This is a genomic window from Pseudomonas sp. GM74, from assembly GCF_000282455.1.
Classification (GTDB): domain Bacteria; phylum Pseudomonadota; class Gammaproteobacteria; order Pseudomonadales; family Pseudomonadaceae; genus Aquipseudomonas.
In genome coordinates, this window is the sequence record NZ_AKJG01000097.1 from 15,820 (window position 1) to 34,378 (window position 18,559).

Consider the following 18,559-nt stretch of genomic DNA (forward strand, 5'->3'; position numbering starts at 1 on the left):
GCCCGCTCCCACAAGGGGTTTGTGGTGTTTATGCAGTCACGGCCTGGTCCACCAGATGGCCATTCTCGATACGAATGTGCCGCGGGTGGAAGCGCTTCAGGCTGCTGCGATGGCCGACGCTGACAATGCTCAGCCCCGGCAACTCATCGATCAGCGCCTGGTACAGCGTGGCCTCGTCTTCTTCGTCCATCGCCGAGGTGGCTTCGTCCATGTATAGCCATTGCGGTGCATAAAGCAGCGCACGGGCGAAGGCCAGCCGCTGCTGCTCCCCCGGAGACAACATGCGCTGCCAGTGGTTGGCTTCGTCGAGACGGGCAATCAGGTGCGGCAAGCGGCAGGTTTCCAGCACCTGCGCATAGCGCTCGTTCGGATAGGTATCGCCGGGCTGTGGATAACTGAGGACATCACGCAGGGTGCCAATCGGCAAATAGGGTTTTTGCGGCAGGAACAGGTAGCGCGCCGATGGCAGGCGAATACTGCCGTGGCCGGCCGGCCACAGATGCCCCATCGCCCGCAGCAGGGTCGACTTGCCGCTGCCGGAACGACCGCTGAGCATCACACGCTCGCCCTCCTCCACGGTCATGTCGGCGTTGGTCAGCAGGTGACGACCTTCAGCCAGGTCGAGACCGAGGTTGTGCACTTCCAGCGCCGAGCCCGAATTCTGTACGTCGATGGCCGGCGCACGCTCTTCGTTGTCACGCATGGCCTGGTGGAAGCTCAGCAGACGATCGCAGGTGGCGCGCCAGGAAGCGAGGCTCTGGTACGCACTGATAAACCAGCTGAAGCTTTCCTGCACATTGCCGAACGCCGAGCTGATCTGCATCAGTTCGCCCAGTTCGATCTTGCCGGAAAGGTAACGCGGGGCGGCAACCATGAAGGGGAAGATGATGGCGGCCTGGCTGTAACCGGCGGTGAAGAACGTCAGGCGCTTGGACACTTTCATGATGTCCCAGAAGTTGTGCCAGACCATCCCGAAGCGGCCGCTCAACCGACGATTCTCGTTCGGTTCGCCGTTGTACAACGCGATGCTTTCGGCATTCTCGCGAATTCGCACCATCGAGAAACGCAGGTCGGCTTCGAAGCGTTGTTGCTGGTTGTTCAGGCCGATCAGGCGACGACCGATCAAATGCGTCAACCAGCTGCCGACCACCGCGTAAACCAGCACGCACCAGAACATGTAGCCGGGAATGGTGATGCCGAAGACTTCGATACTGCCCGACACGCCCCACAAAATGATCGAGAACGACACCAGGCTGACGATATTGCGCAGCAACCCGATACCCAGCTCGAGGGTATTGGAGGTGAAGTTGTTGAGGTCTTCGGAAATCCGCTGGTCCGGGTTATCGGTGTAACCGCCCTGCTCCAGCTGGTAGTAATTCTTGTCGGCGAGCCAGCGTGCAAAGTGCTTTTCGGTGAGCCATGCCCGCCAGCGGATCGTCAGCATCTGCGTCAGGTACAGCCGGTACACCGCGCCGATGATCGCCACCGCCGCAATCGCGCAGAAGTACAGGATCAATTGCCAGAACGCGGCCTCGTCCTTCTTTTGCAGGGCGTTGTAGAAGTCCTTGTACCAGGTGTTGAACCACACCGAGATCCCCACGCTGATCAGCGACAGTGCAATCACCGCTATCAGTAGCGTCCAGGCCTTGACCTTCTCTTCACTGCGCCAGTAAGGCGTGATCATCGCCCACACTTTGCGAAAAAACTGCCCGCGCACGGCGTCGTTGACCGCGGAATACTCAGCGTTCTGATTCATGGAAAAGGCTCGATAGAGAAAAGTACGCACACGAACCGATCATAGATGATCGGTCCGGTTTGTCGCGAGATACGGCCCGCATTCGTTCAGCGCAGGTTCAGCGGCGAACGGGACGCTTCTGCAGTTTGCGCTGCAGGGTGCGGCGGTGCATGCCCAGGGCACGGGCCGTGGCGGAGATGTTGCCTTCGTGTTCGGTCAGCACGCGCTGGATGTGCTCCCACTGCAGGCGGTCCACGGACATCGGGTTTTCCGGCACCAGGCTGTCGAGGTCGGCGTGCTCGGACAGCAGCGCCGCCAGCACGTCGTCGGCATCCGCCGGTTTGCACAGGTAGTTGCAGGCACCGCGCTTGATCGCCTCGACGGCGGTGGCAATGCTCGAATAACCGGTGAGGATCACCACGCGCATTTCCGGGTCCATTTCCAGCAGCTTGGGCAGCAGCACCAGGCCGGAATCGCCGTCCATTTTCAGGTCCAGGGCGGCGTAATCCGGCAGATCGGCCTTGGCCAGTTCCAGGCCTTCTTCGGCGGAACCGGCAGTACTGACGCGAAAACCGCGGCGGGCCATGGCGCGGGCCATGACGCGGGTGAATGTGGCGTCGTCATCGACCAGCAACAAATGCGGCAGTTCTTCGCCTTCGACTTGGATCTCTTCACTCATGTTCGTCTCCTCGGGCGACACGGGGAAGGCGCAGCTCGGTGAGCGTGCCGCCTTCCTCATGACTGTAGAGTTTCACTGAGCCGCCGGCGCGTGTCACGCTGGCCTTGCTCAAAAACAGGCCCAGGCCGAAACCTTTGCCCTTGGTGGTAAAAAACGGTTTGCCGATTTGCTCGGCGATGGCCAGCGGCACACCGGCACCATGGTCGCGAATGCTGATGGTGAGGTTTTCCCAATCCCAGTCCAGCGTCACTTGCAGCCCTTCGGGGCAGGCATCGGCAGCGTTGTTCAACAGATTCAGCAAAGCCTGGGTCAGGTCCGGTGGCGGTGCCATGCGGGGGACCGGGCCCTGGCCAAGGCGCTGGAAGCGATAGCTGGCTTCCGGGCGCATCAGGTGCCAGCGATTGAGGGCTTCATCGAGCCAATCGGTGACGTCCTGCATTTCCACCGCCAACCGGCGATTGGCCTCGGCGGCGCGCACCAGTTGCTGCAAGGTTTGCTTGCACAGCTTGACCTGATCCTGCAGCACGCTCAGGTCGTCCTGCAACATCGGGTCATGGTGGTCCTGACGCATTTCCTTGAGCAGCACACTCATGGTCGCCAGCGGCGTGCCCAGTTCATGGGCCGCACCGGCGGCCTGGGTGGCGACGGCCAGCAGTTGCTGATCGCGCAGGCCTTCTTCGCGACGAATGGCGCGCAACTCTTCCTGGCGACGCAGCTCTTCGGCCATGCGCGCGGCGAAAAACGTAATCACCGCAGCCGCGAGGGCAAAGCTCAACCACATTCCGTACACCTGCAGGTTTTCCCGAGCGATCGGAAAGGTTTGCAGCGGGTAGAACTGTGCCAGCAACAGCGTGTACATCGTCAGCGCGATACCCGACAGGATCACCGAATAACGCCATGGCAACGTCACGGCGGCAATCGTCAGCGGCACCAGGTAATAGGAGACGAAGGGGTTGGTCGAGCCACCGGAGAAATACAGCAGGGCGCTGTGGATAAACAGGTCGCAGGCCAGTTGCACGGCGTATTCGAGCTCGGTCACCGGCCACGAGGTGCGCAGGCGAATCGCCGTGAACACGCACAGCAGCATTGAGCATGCGAGTGTCGCTGCCAGCTGAAACCAGGGCAGCGGCAGCAACTCGAGCCAGTAGGCCAGGCCAACGGAACCGGCCTGGGCGGCCAGCACCAACGTGCGGATGAACGTCAGCCGCCAGAGGTTCTGGCGAGTCGCGGAAGTGATTTGAACGGGGGCGAGCATGAGCTCTCCTGATGAGCGCTCCAGGCGGATCGCAGGGAGTATAACCAAGCGCGGGGGCTGACAGGCAAAAGTGCGGCAAACGGCCACAGCCTATTGGCCGGCACACATCCCTTGTAGCAGCTGGCGAAGCCTGCGTTCGGCTGTGAAGCAGTCGTAGAACCTGCGTGCATGATGTCTTTGTATAAACGCGGAGCCTGATTGACGACTGCTTCGCAGCCGAACGCAGCCTTCGGCAGCTGCTACGGGGAATCGCGTCGATCTGTATAGAAGTTGTAACTGTGCGAACCGGAGCATAAAAGCTAGAGTCTGATGGTTTCACGCAGGCCCGGATCATACCCCTGCGCACCTTTCAAGGAGCCTTCATGTACACATTCCGCCGCAGCGCCGCCCTCCTCGCCCTGAGTGTTGGCATCGTCGCCAGCCTCCCGGCCCTGGCCGCCGACGAGCTTCATTACAACCAGATTTCCCTGCGCGCCGAAGTCAGTCAGGAAGTGGCCCGCGACCTGATGATCGTGACCCTCTACACCGAAGAACAGAACACCGACCCGGCCAAACTCGCCGCCGACGTCAGCTCCACCATGAACAAGGCGCTGGCCAGGGCCAAGCAAGTCAAGGACATCACCCTGCGCCAGGGCAGCCGTAACAGCTACCCGATCTACGACACCAAGGGCCAGAAAATCACCGGCTGGCGCGAGCGCGCCGAATTGCGCCTGGAAAGCTCGGACTTCGCCGCACTGTCGAAACTGACCGGCGAACTGCTCACCGACCTGAAAATGGGCGGCATGGACTTCGCCATCGCCACCCCGACCCGCAAGGCCAGCGAAGACGCCCTGCTCAAGGATGCCGTGACCGCCTTCAAGGCCCGCGCCCAACTGACCACCGACGCCCTCGGCGGCAAAAGCTACAAAATCGTCAACCTGAACCTCAACAGCAACGGTTATCCACAACCTTACCTGCGCGCACCAATGATGATGAAAGCCGCCGCCATGGACAGCGCACCGGTGACGCCGGATGTCGAGGCCGGCACCAGCCAGGTCAGCATGACCGCCGATGGTTCGATTGAAGTGCTGATGCCTTGAATCGATAGCCCGTAAACAAGAACGGCGATCATAAAAATGATCGCCGTTTTTTTTGGCAGTTTTCAGGCATGAGCTATAACTGGATAGGTCCACCCGAGAAAAGCCGTCGATTGGCCACTATCGGTGCAACAATAACCACTCTTATTCACGCCATGCCCACCCCACAATCCGGGGTATGAATAGGTAACACCGCCGCCCCACGGGGGAGCAACCCGAGTCAGGCGCGCACTGTAAAAGTGCGTCACTTGCACCGTAAAAATGCCGCGAAAACGGTCAAATGCGTCAGCAATTATACAAATGCGACATTAAGGTACGTTCGTGCCACCGTTTAAGGCTTGTAGTCACTCTGGATCTTGCATTGGGTATGGCCCCTGCATAAGTATCCGCAGGCACGACTCACGAGGTCGTCCTCTAATTCCAAAAATGACAACAAATCATGAGGCCACCATGCTTAAACACGCGGTCATTCCGTTTTTAGTCGGCGCCAGCCTGTTGGCTAGTGCACCGTTCGCTCAAGCTGCGACTAACCTGGTGTTCTGCTCCGAAGGGAGCCCGGCCGGTTTCGATCCAGGTCAATACACCACCGGAACCGACTTCGACGCCTCTGCAGAAACCATGTTCAACCGCCTCACCCAGTTCGAGCGCGGCGGCACCGCTGTCATTCCAGGTCTGGCGACCAGCTGGGACGTCTCCGATGACGGCCTGACCTACACCTTCCATCTGCGTGAAGGTGTGAAGTTCCACACTACCCCGTACTTCAAGCCGACTCGTGAGTTCAACGCCGACGACGTGCTGTTCACCTTTAATCGCATGATTAACAAGGATGACCCGTTCCGCAAAGCGTACCCGACCGAATTCCCGTACTTCACCGACATGGGGATGGATACCAACATCACCAAGATCGATAAAGTCGACGACAAGACTGTCAAGTTCACCCTCAAGGACGTTGATGCCGCGTTCATCCAGAACATGGCCATGAGCTTCGCCTCGATCCAGTCCGCCGAGTACGCTGCCCAGCTGCTCAAGGAAGGCAAGGCCGCCGACATCAACCAGAAGCCGGTCGGCACTGGCCCGTTCGTGTTCAAGAGCTACCAGAAAGACTCCAACATCCGCTACACCGGGAACAAGGACTACTGGAAGCCTGACGACGTGAAGATCGACAACCTGATCTTCGCCATCACCACCGACCCGTCGGTACGTATCCAGAAGCTGAAGAAGAACGAGTGCCAGGTCACCCTGTTCCCTCGTCCGGCCGACCTGAAGGCTCTGCGCGAAGACAAGACCCTGAAGCTGCCTGACCAGGCTGGTTTCAACCTCGGTTACATCGCCTACAACGTGATGCCCAAGGTCAAGGGACAAACCGATGCGAACCCGTTGGCTGACCTGAAGGTACGCCAGGCAATGGACATGGCGGTCAACAAGCAACAGATCATCGACTCCGTGTACCAGGGTGCTGGCCAACTGGCCGTCAACGCCATGCCTCCGACCCAGTGGTCCTACGACACCACCATCAAGGATGCGCCGTACAACCCTGAGAAAGCCAAAGAGCTGCTCAAGGAAGCTGGCGTCAAAGATGGCACCGAAATCGTTCTCTGGGCGATGCCGGTACAGCGTCCATACAACCCGAACGCCAAGCTGATGGCAGAAATGCTGCAGTCCGACTGGTCCAAGATCGGCCTCAAGGTCAAGATCCAGAGCTACGAGTGGGGCGAGTACATCAAGCGCTCCAAAGGTGGCGAAAACCAGGCGATGCTGATTGGCTGGAGCGGTGACAATGGTGATCCGGACAACTGGCTGAACGTGCTGTTCGGCTGCGACTCGCTGGAAGGCAACAACTTCTCCAAATGGTGCGACAAGAAGTTTGACGACATCGTCAAGCAAGCCAAGCGCACTTCGGACCAAGGCAAACGCACCGAGCTGTACAAACAGGCGCAACATGTCCTCAAGGATGCTGTGCCTATGACACCTATCGCTCACTCGACGGTGTTCCAACCCATGCGCGCCAACGTGCAGGACTTCAAGATCAGCCCATTTGGCTTGAACTCCTTCTACGGCGTCAGCGTCAGCAAATAAGGTTTAGCAACGGCGACGTTCCTGACGTCGCCGTTGCTTTATCTACCGAGAAAGCAGGAATTCGCCTACATCCTAATCCGCAGCTGACTACAGCATCGGGCGAGGACGCGTTGCCATTTCCTACGAGTCTTTAGGACTCTACTCATTTACTGCCGGACCCGTGGCTCATACCGTCGGGATCCGACCAGTGCATGCGTGGGTCATCGGTTACTGCTGCGTGCGTGGCTTGAAATCAGTGATGCCTCTACGTCCGCGGACGGGACGGCGGCTCATTGACAACACTTTGAGAAAAGAGGGAGCGTTATGCGCCATAACTTGGTTTTATCCGCATTGCTGGGCACCGGCCTGTTGGCCGCCACTACCATCACCCAGGCCGCCAACAACAGCCTGGTGTTCTGCTCCGAGGGCAGCCCCGCCGGTTTCGACACGGCACAGTACACCACTGCGACCGACAACGACGCCGCCGAACCGCTGTACAACCGGTTGGCAGAGTTTGAAAAAGGCGCGACCAACGTCGTACCGGGCCTGGCCACGAGCTGGGATATCTCCGAGGACGGCCTCAAATACACGTTTCACCTGCGCGAAGGGGTGAAGTTTCATACCACCAAATACTTCACGCCGACCCGAGACTTCAACGCCGATGACGTGCTGTTCACGTTCAATCGCATGCTCGATCCGCAACAACCCTTCCGTAAGGCTTATCCGACAGAGTTTCCGTACTTCAACGGCATGAGCCTGAACAAGAACATCGCCAAGGTCGAAAAGACCGGGCCGCTGACCGTGGTCTTTACGCTCAATAGCGTGGACGCCGCGTTCATCCAGAACATCGCCATGAGCTTCGCCGCCATCCTGTCGGCCGAATACGCCGACAAGCTGCTGGCCGAAGGCAAGCCTAGCGACATCAACCAGAAGCCGATCGGCACAGGGCCGTTCGTATTCAAGAGCTACCAGAAAGACTCGAACATCCGCTACACCGGCAACCAGCATTACTGGGACCCGAGCCGGGTCAAGCTCGACAACCTGATTTTCGCCATCAACACCGACGCCTCGGTGCGCGTGCAGAAACTCAAGGCCGGTGAGTGCCAGATCACCCTGCACCCGCGCCCGGCCGATGTGACCGCACTGAAGAACGACCCGGCCCTGCAACTGATCGAGAAGCCTGGGTTCAACCTCGGCTACATCGCCTACAACGTGCGCCACAAACCGTTCGACCAGCTCGAAGTGCGCCAGGCGCTGGACATGGCGGTGAACAAGCAAGGCATTCTCAATGCCGTCTACCAGGGCGCGGGGCAACTGGCGGTCAACGCCATGCCGCCGACTCAATGGTCCTACGACGACACGATCAAGGACACCGCCTACAACCCGGAAAAAGCCAAGGAGCTGCTCAAGGCTGCCGGCGTCAAGGAAGGCACCGAAATCACCCTCTGGGCCATGCCGGTCCAGCGTCCGTACAACCCCAATGCCAAGTTGATGGCCGAGATGCTCCAGGCTGACTGGGCGAAGATCGGCCTCAAGGTCAAGATCGTCAGCTATGAGTGGGGCGAGTACATCAAGCGCACCAAGAATGGCGAGCACGACATCAGCCTGATCGGCTGGACCGGTGACAACGGTGATCCGGACAACTGGCTGGGCACGCTCTACAGTTGCGACGCCATTGGTGGCAACAACTACTCGATGTGGTGTGATCCGGCTTACGACAAGCTGATCAAGCAGGCCAAGGTCGTCACCGACCGCGACCAGCGCACCCTGCTCTACAAACAGGCGCAGCAGTACCTCAAGCAGCAGGTGCCGATCACGCCGGTCGCCCACTCAACGGTCAACCAGCCGCTGAGCGCCAAAATCGAAGGGTTCAAAGTGAGCCCGTTCGGTCGCAATGTTTTCTCGGGTGTCAGCATAGAAAAATAACCGATTAGCCAGAAATGCCGGGGGGCGGATTTTCCGCCCTCACGCAGACGCTTTGCCGTCTTTCGCCAATTTTGCCGACAGCAAACGTTTGCGATGCCGTGAATGAGTTCTAAACCAATAGCCGGATCACAAAAAAAAGACCGGCATAAAAAAAGAAAGTAAGGAGCTTTACCCATGAAACTGAGCAGCACCGCGTTATTGGCCTTGGCCATAAGCAGCGTAACCGCCACGGCTTACGCAGAAACCCAAAGCCAGGCTTTCACCCCGGTTACCGTGAACGAGAAAAACGCCCAAAGCGAAGCCACCGGCTTTCTCGAAGGCCAGTCGATCACCGGCACCACACGTAACTGGTACGCCAACGAACAACTGCAACGCGGCGCCAAGTTCGCCTACAAGAAGGACGGCGTTTCGACCCCGACCGATCGCCGGATCAACTGGGTCCAGGGCACCATCCTCAAGTACAACTCGGGCTTCACCGAAGGTACTGTTGGCTTCAGCACTGAAGTCGCCGCCTACAACGCCATCGCCCTGGACCGGGACCGCAAAGACCTGGCATCCAACAACGGCGGCGCACCAGGCAGTCGTCCAGGCGCGGGCAACAACCGTACCCTGACCAAAGAGGGCGGCGACGCTCAAGGCCAGTGGAGCAAACTGGGCCTGGCCAACGTCAAGGCCCGTGTTTCCAACAGCACCCTGACCGCCGGCCGCATGAACTTCAGCAGCCCGATGGTCGACGTGATCGGTAACCGTGCACTGCCTTCGAGCTTCGAAGGTGTGGCTATCCACAGCGAAGAGCTGAACAACCTGGCCTTCGACCTGGCCACCTTCGACCGCAACTCACCGCGTACCGAAGAAAGCCAGCGCAAATTCCGCACCGAATACGCCAACGGCATCGTCGAAACCGACCACGTTCACACCGGCGGTATCACCTACACCCCATTTGCCAGCCTGACCACCAGCCTCTGGGCGACCCAGGCTGAAGATATCTGGAACCAGTACTACTTCGGCGCCTCTCACGTACTGGGCGACAGCCAGGTACTGAGCCTGACCACCGGCCTGAACTACTACAAAACCAAGGAAACCGGTAAAGCCCTGATCGGCGATATCGACAACGACACCTACTCGCTGTCGTTCGGCCTGACCCACCAGGCCCATACCCTGACCCTCTCGTACCAGGAAGTGAACGGTAACGAGTACTTCGACTACCTGCACGAAACCAACGGCATCTACCTGGCCAACTCCCTGCTGTCGGACTTCAACGGCCCGAACGAAAAATCGTTCCAGGTTGCCTACGGTCTGAACATGGCCGAATACGGCGTGCCGGGCCTGAAGTTCAACATCTACCAGGCTCGTGGCTGGGGCATCGACGGTACTCACTACACCGGCAACCAGGGTGTGGCCGGCAAAGGCTACGACGGTATCCAGTCGCAAGATGGCGAACACCATTACGAATACGGCATCGGCGCGACCTACGCCGTGCAGAGCGGCCCGCTCAAGGCCACCACGATCCGCGGCACCTACACCGCTCACCGTGCCAGCGAAAACCAGGCTGACGGCAGCATCAACGAGTTCCGTCTGGTGACCACGGTTCCGTTCAACATCCTGTAATGCCCGTGCCGAACGGCTGATTCAATGACGAATCGGCCGTTCGGCTTTTGTCCTTTAACTGATTGCAGAGGGTTCTTGATGAAAATGCTTCCCCTACGTGCGGCCATCGCGGCCGCGTTGCTCAGTGTCGCTGTCGGTGTTTCGGCAAAACCCCTGGTGGTTTGCACGGAAGCCAGCCCCGAAGGCTTCGACATGGTCCAGTACACGACTGCAGTCACCGCCGATGCCGTGGCCGAAACCATCTTCAATCGCCTGGCGGACTTCAAGCCCGGCACCACCGACGTGATTCCGGCACTGGCCGACTCCTGGGACATCAGCGAAGACGGCCTGACCTACACGTTCCATCTGCGTAAAGGCGTCAAGTTCCACACCACCGAATACTTCAAGCCGACCCGCGACATGAATGCCGACGACGTGGTCTGGAGCTTCCAGCGCCAGCTGGACCCGAATCATCCATGGCACAAGCTGTCGAGCGTGGGCTTCCCGTACTTTGAAAGCATGGGCTTCAAGGAACTGCTGAAAAGCGTCGAGAAAGTCGACGACAACACGGTCAAGTTCACCCTGACCCGTCGCGAAGCGCCGTTCCTGGCCGACATCGCCATGGCCTTCTCTTCGATCTACTCCGCCGAGTACGCCGACCAGCTGCTCAAGGCGAACAAGACCGGCGACCTGAACAACAAGCCGGTCGGCACCGGCCCATTCGTCTTCCAGCGCTACAACAAGGACGCTCAGGTCCGCTTCAAGGCCAACCCGGACTACTTCCGTGGCAAGCCTCCGGCTGATGCGCTGATCCTGGCCATCGCCACCGACAACAACGTGCGCCTGCAAAAACTCAAGGCCAACGAGTGCCAGGTCGCGCTGTATCCAAAGCCGGACGATATCCCGAGCATCAAGAAAGACGACAAGCTGAAAGTCGATGAGCTGAACGCGATGACCGTTTCCTACATCGCCATGAACACCACGCACAAATACATGAGTGATGTGCGGGTGCGCAAAGCCATCGACATCGCCTTCGACAAGGAAGCCTACGTCAACGCCCTGTTCGGCAAAGGCAATGCAACGGCAGCGGTCAACCCGTACCCGGACACCCTGCTGGGTTACAACCACAGCCTGAAAAACCCGGCCCGTGATCTGGACAAGGCTCGCGCCCTGCTCAAGGAGGCCGGCGTACCGGAAGGCACCACCTTCACCCTGTTCACCCGCAACGGTGGCGGTCCGACCAACCCGAACCCGATGCTCGGCGCGCAGATGATGCAAGCCGACCTGGCCAAGGTCGGGATCAAGATCGACATCCGCGTGATGGAATGGGGCGAAATGCTCAAGCGCGCCAAAAACGGCGAGCACGACATGGTTTCCGCCGGATGGGCGGGCGATAACGGCGACCCGGATAACTTCCTGACGCCTATGCTCAGTTGTGAAGCGGCCAAGAACGGAGAAAACTACGCACGTTGGTGCAATGACAAGTTCCAGGCGCTGCTCGACCAGGCTCGGGAAAAAACCGATCCGGCCGAACGCGCAGCGCTCTACGAACAGGCCCAGGTTATTTTTAACCAGGACCAGCCGTGGATCAGCATGGCACACACTAGAATGTTTACCGCAATGCGCAACAACGTAGAGGGTTATCACATTAGCCCCCTCACCACGAATAACTTCGCCACCACCCAGGTGAAGTAATAAGAAAACTCCCGGCATTCCTGACCCAGGCATGCCGGGCACGCCTAACCGGCTGATGAGGTACAACACACGATGTTTAGTTTTATTGCCCGCCGACTGGGGTTACTGATCCCCACGTTCTTCGGCATCACCTTGCTGACTTTCGCGCTGATTCGCATGATCCCGGGCGACCCCGTGGAAGTCATGATGGGAGAACGTAGGGTCGATCCCGAAATGCACGCTCAGGCAATGGAACGCCTAGGTCTGAACAAACCCCTGTATGCCCAGTACCTGGATTACATCGGCAAGCTGGCCCACGGCGATCTCGGGGAATCCCTGCGTACCCGTGAAAGCGTGTGGAGCGAATTCACCTCCCTGTTCCCCGCGACCCTGGAACTGTCCATGGCCGCCCTGTTGTTCGCCGGCATCCTGGGCCTTCTGGCCGGGGTGATCGCGGCACTCAAGCGAGGATCCCTGTTCGACCATGGGGTGATGGGTGTCTCCCTGGCGGGATACTCGATGCCGATCTTCTGGTGGGGCCTGATCCTGATCATGTTCTTCTCGGTAAGCCTGGGCTGGACCCCGGTGTCCGGGCGGATCGACCTGCTCTACGACATCGAGCCACGCACCGGCTTCATGCTGATCGATACCCTGCTGGCCGACGAGCCGGACGCCTTCTTCGACGCCCTGCACCACCTGATCCTGCCGGCCATTGTGCTCGGCACCATTCCGCTGGCAGTGATCGCCCGGATGACCCGTTCGTCGATGCTCGAAGTGCTGCGTGAAGACTACATCCGCACCGCCAAGGCCAAAGGCCTGTCGCCGGCGCGCGTGGTGTTCGTACACGGCCTGCGTAACGCGCTGATCCCGGTACTGACCGTGGTCGGCCTGCAAGTCGGCACCCTGCTGGCCGGTGCGGTCCTGACCGAAACCATCTTCTCGTGGCCCGGCATCGGCAAATGGCTGATCGAAGCCATTGGCGCCCGGGATTATCCCGTCGTGCAAAACGGCATCCTGTTAATCGCCTGCCTGGTGATTGTGGTCAACTTCGTAGTGGACATCCTCTACGGCTTTGCCAACCCACGCATCCGTCATCAGCGCTGAGATCATGACCATGACCACTCCAATTCCACCGGTAGCAGTCGATCAAAGCCTGCTGTACCCGTCTCCGTACAAAGAATTCTGGCAAGCGTTCTCCAAGAACAAAGGTGCCGTCGCCGGCCTGATGTTCATGCTGCTGGTGATTTTCTGCGCCATCTTCGCCCCGTGGGTTGCCCCTCACGATCCGAGCGAGCAGTACCGCGATTTCCTGCTGACCCCGCCAGCCTGGCTGGAAGGTGGACAACTGCAATTCCTGCTCGGCACTGATGAACTGGGTCGCGACCTGCTGTCGCGCCTGATCACTGGCTCGCGCCTGTCGCTGATGATCGGCCTGTCGTCGGTGGTGATGTCGCTGATTCCGGGCATCCTGCTGGGCCTGTTCGCCGGGTTCTTCCCGCGCGTGCTCGGTCCGACCATCATGCGCCTGATGGACATCATGCTGGCCCTGCCGTCCCTGCTGCTGGCCGTGGCGATCGTCGCCATCCTCGGCCCTGGCCTGATCAACACCGTGATCGCCATCGCCGTGGTGTCCCTGCCGTCCTATGTTCGTCTGACCCGCGCCGCGGTGATGGGCGAGCTGAACCGCGACTACGTGACCGCCGCACGCCTGGCCGGTGCCGGCCTGCCACGCCTGATGTTCGTCACCGTGCTGCCAAACTGCATGGCGCCGCTGATCGTTCAGGCCACCCTGAGCTTCTCCTCGGCGATCCTCGATGCCGCCGCACTGGGCTTCCTCGGCCTTGGCGTACAACCGCCAACCCCTGAGTGGGGCACCATGCTGGCTTCGGCCCGCGACTACATCGAACGCGCCTGGTGGGTGGTGAGCCTGCCTGGTTTGACCATTTTGCTCAGCGTGCTGGCAATCAACCTGATGGGCGACGGCCTGCGCGATGCGCTGGATCCGAAACTCAAGAACGCCGCCTGAGGAGATTCCCATGTCACTGCTAGAAATCAAGAATCTCAACGTTCGCTTCGGCGACAAGAACGCCACGCCAGTTGTCGATGGTCTCGACCTGCAAGTGGACAAGGGCGAAGTGCTGGCCATCGTTGGCGAGTCCGGTTCCGGCAAATCCGTGACCATGATGGCGCTGATGGGCCTGATCGAGCATCCGGGGATCGTCACCGCTGACGCCCTGAATTTCGACGGCAAGAACATGCTCAAGCTCAACAATCGCCAGCGTCGGCAGATCGTCGGTAAAGACCTGTCCATGGTCTTCCAGGATCCGATGACCGCGCTGAACCCGAGCTACACCGTCGGTTTCCAGATCGAAGAAGTGCTGCGCCTGCACCTGAAAATGTCTGGCAAGGCTGCCCGCAAGCGCGCCATCGAACTGCTGGAAAAAGTCGAGATCCCGGGTGCCGCCAGCCGTATGGACGCCTACCCGCATCAACTGTCCGGTGGCATGAGCCAGCGTGTCGCGATTGCCATGGCGATTGCCGGCGAACCGAAACTGCTGATCGCCGACGAACCGACCACGGCGCTGGACGTAACCATCCAGGCGCAGATCATGGACCTGCTGCTGGCGTTGCAGAAAGAGCAGAACATGGGCCTGGTGCTGATCACCCACGACCTCGCCGTCGTGGCCGAAACCGCCCAGCGCGTGTGCGTGATGTACGCAGGCCAGGCGGTCGAAGTCGGTCAGGTGCCGCAACTGTTCGACATCCCGGCGCACCCGTACAGCGAAGCGCTGCTCAAGGCGATTCCGGAGCACAGCCTGGGCGCCGCGCGCCTGTCGACCCTGCCGGGCATCGTTCCCGGTCGCTACGACCGTCCGCAGGGTTGCCTGCTGTCGCCGCGCTGCCCGTACGTGAAAGACAACTGCCGCCAACAACGTCCGGCCCTTGACCAGAAAAGCAACAGCCTCGCTCGCTGCTTCTACCCGTTGAACCAGGAGGTGGCGTAATGGCCGTCGTTCTTACTGCCCGCGACCTGACCCGTCACTACGAGGTGTCCCGAGGCCTGTTCAAGGGTCACGCCACCGTGCGCGCCCTCAACGGCGTGTCGTTCGAACTGGAAGCCGGCAAGACCCTCGCTGTCGTCGGTGAATCCGGTTGCGGCAAATCCACCCTGGCCCGTGCCCTGACCCTGATCGAAGAGCCGTCCTCCGGCTCCTTGAAAATTGCCGGGCAGGAAGTCGCCGGCGCCGACAAGGCCCAGCGCAAGCAACTGCGCAAAGACGTGCAGATGGTATTCCAGAGCCCGTACGCCTCGTTGAACCCACGGCAGAAAGTCGGTGATCAGCTGGCCGAGCCGTTGCTGATCAACACCAACCTGAGCGCTGCGGAACGTCGCGAGAAAGTCCAGGCGATGATGAAGCAGGTGGGCCTGCGTCCCGAGCACTATCAGCGTTATCCGCACATGTTCTCCGGCGGTCAGCGCCAGCGGATCGCCCTGGCCCGGGCGATGATGCTGCAACCGAAAGTGCTGGTGGCGGACGAACCGACCTCGGCGCTGGACGTGTCGATTCAGGCGCAGGTGCTCAACCTGTTCATGGATTTGCAGCAAGAGTTCAACACCGCCTACGTGTTCATCTCCCACAACCTGGCAGTGGTACGCCACGTTGCCGACCATGTGATGGTGATGTATCTCGGTCGCCCGGTGGAAATGGGCACGAAAGAGGACATTTACTCCCGTCCCCTGCACCCCTACACCCAGGCGCTGTTGTCGGCAACGCCGGCCATCCACCCGGATCCGGACAAGCCGAAAATCAAGATCGTCGGCGAATTGCCCAACCCGCTGAACCCGCCGTCCGGCTGCGCCTTCCACAAGCGCTGCCCGTACGCCACCGCGCGTTGCAGCACTGAAGAACCGGCCCTGCGCCTGATCGACAACCGCCAGGTGGCTTGCCACTACGCCGAGCAATTCCTCGACGGCGCGGCATAAAAAACTGTGGGAGCGAGTCTGCTTGCGCAAGCGATCTGTCAGTCGACATTGATGTTGACTGGAATGACGCTTTCGTCGGAACGCCGCCCGGAGCAAGCCCGTTCCCACAGGGATTGAGTTGTCCAGTTAGTTGAAATTAACCCGACCCCTTCCGCCTCGAATGCGCATCACTCGGGTAGAAGGGGTTTTCTTTTGCCCGCCGTTGAGCGACTACGTCTGGCTGTCGCCCTCTTCTTCATCGGAGTCCGGCTCGTCGGTGGTCGAGTCATCGTCGTTGTCAGCACCACCCTGCCCCAGATCTCCCGGTTCCGATTCGGATTTGGCGATCATCAACCCCGCATAACCCGCCTGCCCGCTCGAAGCCTGCTCCCCATGATCGATACACTCGGCCCACGCCATCGAAGTGCCGAGCGAGAGCATCACCATCACCTTCAACAGCAGTAAAACGCGAAACAACCTGTTCATAGCCGATTCCTTCCTTTCGTTGAGTGCCTGTCTGGCGCTGAGTCAAATCTAGTTCCGATCAGCCGGGTTCTCCAGATTGGACGCTATCGAACAGGGGAAAATGCAGAGGGTTGGGAGACTGGTTTGGAATAGGGGTTATGCCCGATTCAGCTAACACCGGGGAACCCTGTGGGAGCGAGCTTGCTCGCGATGGGGGCATAACATCCAATGTCTATGGTGACTGATACACCGCTATCGCGAGCAAGCTCGCTCCCACAGGAGAACGCGCCAGGCAATAAAAAACCCCGCTGCTTTCGCAAACGGGGTTTTGGGCATTTCAACTCAGCGCTTAATGATGCTCACGGGTCGCACGGAATTTCACGTCCGGCCAGCGCTCTTCCATCAACGCCAGGTTGACCCGCGTAGGCGCGAGGTAGGTCAGGTGACCACCGCCGTCCAGTGCCAGGTTTTCCACAGCCTTGTTGGAGAATTCCTCAAGCTTCTTCTTATCGCTGCATTCGATCCAGCGAGCCGAGTAAACAGTGATCGGCTCGTAGGAGCACTCGACCTTGTATTCCTCTTTCAGGCGGCTGGCGACCACATCGAACTGCAGCACACCGACCGCGCCGAGGATGATGTCGTTGCTGCGTTCCGGGAAGAACACCTGGGTCGCGCCTTCTTCGGCCAGCTGTTGCAGGCCCTGGCGCAGTTGCTTGGATTTCAGGGGATCCTTCAGGCGTACGCGACGGAACAGTTCCGGGGCGAAGTGCGGGATGCCGGTGAAGCCCAGGACTTCGCCCTCGGTGAAGGTGTCGCCGATCTGGATGGTGCCGTGGTTGTGCAGGCCGATGATGTCGCCGGCAAACGCCTCTTCCAGTTGCTCACGCTCGGAGGAGAAGAAGGTTAGCGCGTCGCCGATCCGCACGTCCTTGCCGGTGCGCACGTGGCGCATCTTCATGCCTTTTTCGTACTTGCCGGAGCAGATACGCATGAAGGCGATACGGTCGCGGTGTTTCGGGTCCATGTTCGCCTGGATCTTGAAGATGAAGCCCGAGAACTTCTCTTCCACCGGCTCCACGGTGCGCTCGTTGGCCACGCGCGCCAGTGGGCGCGGAGCCCAATCGACGACGGCGTCGAGGACGTGGTCGACACCGAAGTTGCCCAGTGCAGTACCGAAGAACACCGGGGTCAGTTGGCCGTCGAGGAACTCCTGCTGGTTGAACTCATGGCAGGCGCCCTGCACCAGTTCCAGCTGTTCGATGAAACGCTCGTACTCGTCACCCAGGTGGGCGCGGGCTTCATCGGAGTCGAGCTTTTCGATGATCTTGGTTTCGGTGCGTTCGTGGCCGTGACCGGCGGTGTACACGATGATGTAGTCATCGGCGAGGTGATACACGCCTTTGAAGTCGCGGTAGCAACCAATCGGCCAGGTGATCGGCGCCGCCTTGATCTTGAGGACGGCCTCGATTTCGTCGAGCAGTTCGATCGGGTCGCGGATGTCACGGTCGAGTTTGTTGATGAAGCTGACGATCGGCGTGTCACGCAGACGGCAGACGTCCATCAGGGCGATGGTCCGTGGCTCAACACCTTTACCGCCGTCGAGAACCATCAACGCCGAGTCCACCGCCGTCAGGGTGCGGTAGGTATCTTCGGAGAAGTCTTCGTGGCCCGGGGTGTCGAGCAGGTTGACCATGTGCTCGCGATACGGGAACTGCATGACCGACGTGGTAATGGAGATACCACGCTGCTTTTCCATTTCCATCCAGTCGGAGGTGGCATGGCGATCGGATTTACGAGACTTCACCGTACCGGCTACCGCAATCGCCTTGCCCATCAGCAAGAGCTTCTCGGTGATGGTGGTCTTACCGGCATCGGGGTGGGAAATAATGGCGAAAGTGCGGCGTTTCGCGACTTCGGCGGCCTGTTTGGTCATGGGAAATCGCCTGGCAGGTGATTCAAAAAAGGGCGGCGAGTATAGCCCAAATCGCGACCTCCGGACCACCGTTCGCCCGTAGCAGCTGCCGAGCCCGCGAGGCTGCGTCCGGCGGCGCAGCCGTCGTAGAGTCGGTAAACAAGGTTTGCCTGATACACCGCAAGTTCCGGTTATACGACGGCTGCGCCGCCGGACGCAGCCTCGCAGGCT

At 59.8% G+C, this 18,559-nt stretch carries 14 protein-coding genes; 9 read left to right on the forward strand and 5 right to left on the reverse strand.

Translation table 11 applies throughout. The annotated features are described in order from the left end of the window. Positions 1 to 28: 28 nt before the first annotated feature. The 3 genes from PMI34_RS09330 to PMI34_RS09320 form a co-directional block, all read right to left on the reverse strand. Positions 29 to 1,756, reverse strand: a complete 1,728-nt coding sequence (locus PMI34_RS09330) for an ABC transporter ATP-binding protein/permease (protein WP_008051701.1) — start codon at positions 1,754 to 1,756, stop codon at positions 29 to 31. A gap of 97 nt (positions 1,757 to 1,853) precedes the next feature. Beyond that, positions 1,854 to 2,414: a response regulator transcription factor gene (locus PMI34_RS09325; protein WP_007973041.1), complete on the reverse strand. Its 561-nt coding sequence runs from the start codon at positions 2,412 to 2,414 to the stop codon at positions 1,854 to 1,856. Next, positions 2,407 to 3,669, reverse strand: coding sequence for an ATP-binding protein (locus PMI34_RS09320; protein ID WP_008051702.1), 1,263 nt, complete (start codon positions 3,667 to 3,669; stop codon positions 2,407 to 2,409). The genes PMI34_RS09325 and PMI34_RS09320 overlap by 8 nt, the downstream gene beginning before the upstream one ends. A 362-nt stretch (positions 3,670 to 4,031) precedes the next feature. Here PMI34_RS09320 and PMI34_RS09315 point away from each other — a divergent pair, with 362 nt between their 5' ends. The 9 genes from PMI34_RS09315 (at position 4,032) to PMI34_RS09275 (ending at position 15,972) form a co-directional block, all read left to right on the forward strand. Further along, positions 4,032 to 4,748, forward strand: coding sequence for an SIMPL domain-containing protein (locus tag PMI34_RS09315; protein WP_008051703.1), 717 nt, complete (start codon positions 4,032 to 4,034; stop codon positions 4,746 to 4,748). A gap of 447 nt (positions 4,749 to 5,195) precedes the next feature. Further along, the gene (locus PMI34_RS09310) at positions 5,196 to 6,821 is read left to right on the forward strand and encodes an ABC transporter substrate-binding protein (RefSeq protein ID WP_008051704.1); all 1,626 of its coding nucleotides are present in this window, start codon (positions 5,196 to 5,198) and stop codon (positions 6,819 to 6,821) included. A 303-nt stretch (positions 6,822 to 7,124) separates the two neighbouring features. Continuing rightward, positions 7,125 to 8,726, forward strand: coding sequence for an ABC transporter substrate-binding protein (locus tag PMI34_RS09305; protein WP_008051706.1), 1,602 nt, complete (start codon positions 7,125 to 7,127; stop codon positions 8,724 to 8,726). Between the two features lie 174 nt (positions 8,727 to 8,900). Then, positions 8,901 to 10,334, forward strand: coding sequence for an OprD family porin (locus PMI34_RS09300; protein WP_008051708.1), 1,434 nt, complete (start codon positions 8,901 to 8,903; stop codon positions 10,332 to 10,334). A gap of 78 nt (positions 10,335 to 10,412) precedes the next feature. Beyond that, a complete protein-coding gene (locus tag PMI34_RS09295; protein ID WP_008051710.1) occupies positions 10,413 to 12,008 on the forward strand; it encodes an ABC transporter substrate-binding protein in 1,596 nt (531 codons plus the stop codon). 72 nt (positions 12,009 to 12,080) lie between these two features. Next, the gene (locus PMI34_RS09290) at positions 12,081 to 13,091 is read left to right on the forward strand and encodes an ABC transporter permease subunit (RefSeq protein WP_008051717.1); all 1,011 of its coding nucleotides are present in this window, start codon (positions 12,081 to 12,083) and stop codon (positions 13,089 to 13,091) included. 10 nt (positions 13,092 to 13,101) lie between these two features. Further along, entirely contained in the window at positions 13,102 to 14,013 is a 912-nt protein-coding gene (locus PMI34_RS09285) for an ABC transporter permease subunit (RefSeq protein ID WP_008051719.1), read from the forward strand. 10 nt (positions 14,014 to 14,023) lie between these two features. Next, positions 14,024 to 14,992: an ABC transporter ATP-binding protein gene (locus PMI34_RS09280; RefSeq protein WP_008051721.1), complete on the forward strand. Its 969-nt coding sequence runs from the start codon at positions 14,024 to 14,026 to the stop codon at positions 14,990 to 14,992. After that, complete coding sequence (locus PMI34_RS09275; protein WP_008051731.1) at positions 14,992 to 15,972, forward strand: peptide ABC transporter ATP-binding protein; 981 nt, start codon at positions 14,992 to 14,994, stop codon at positions 15,970 to 15,972. The genes PMI34_RS09280 and PMI34_RS09275 overlap by 1 nt, the downstream gene beginning before the upstream one ends. Before the next feature lie 210 nt (positions 15,973 to 16,182). On the opposite strand, the gene PMI34_RS09270 is transcribed toward PMI34_RS09275, so the two are convergent. Continuing rightward, the gene (locus PMI34_RS09270) at positions 16,183 to 16,437 is read right to left on the reverse strand and encodes a hypothetical protein (RefSeq protein ID WP_008051732.1); all 255 of its coding nucleotides are present in this window, start codon (positions 16,435 to 16,437) and stop codon (positions 16,183 to 16,185) included. Positions 16,438 to 16,765: 328 nt separating this feature from the next. Next, entirely contained in the window at positions 16,766 to 18,349 is a 1,584-nt protein-coding gene (locus PMI34_RS09265; protein WP_008051733.1) for a peptide chain release factor 3, read from the reverse strand. Positions 18,350 to 18,559: the final 210 nt, after the last annotated feature.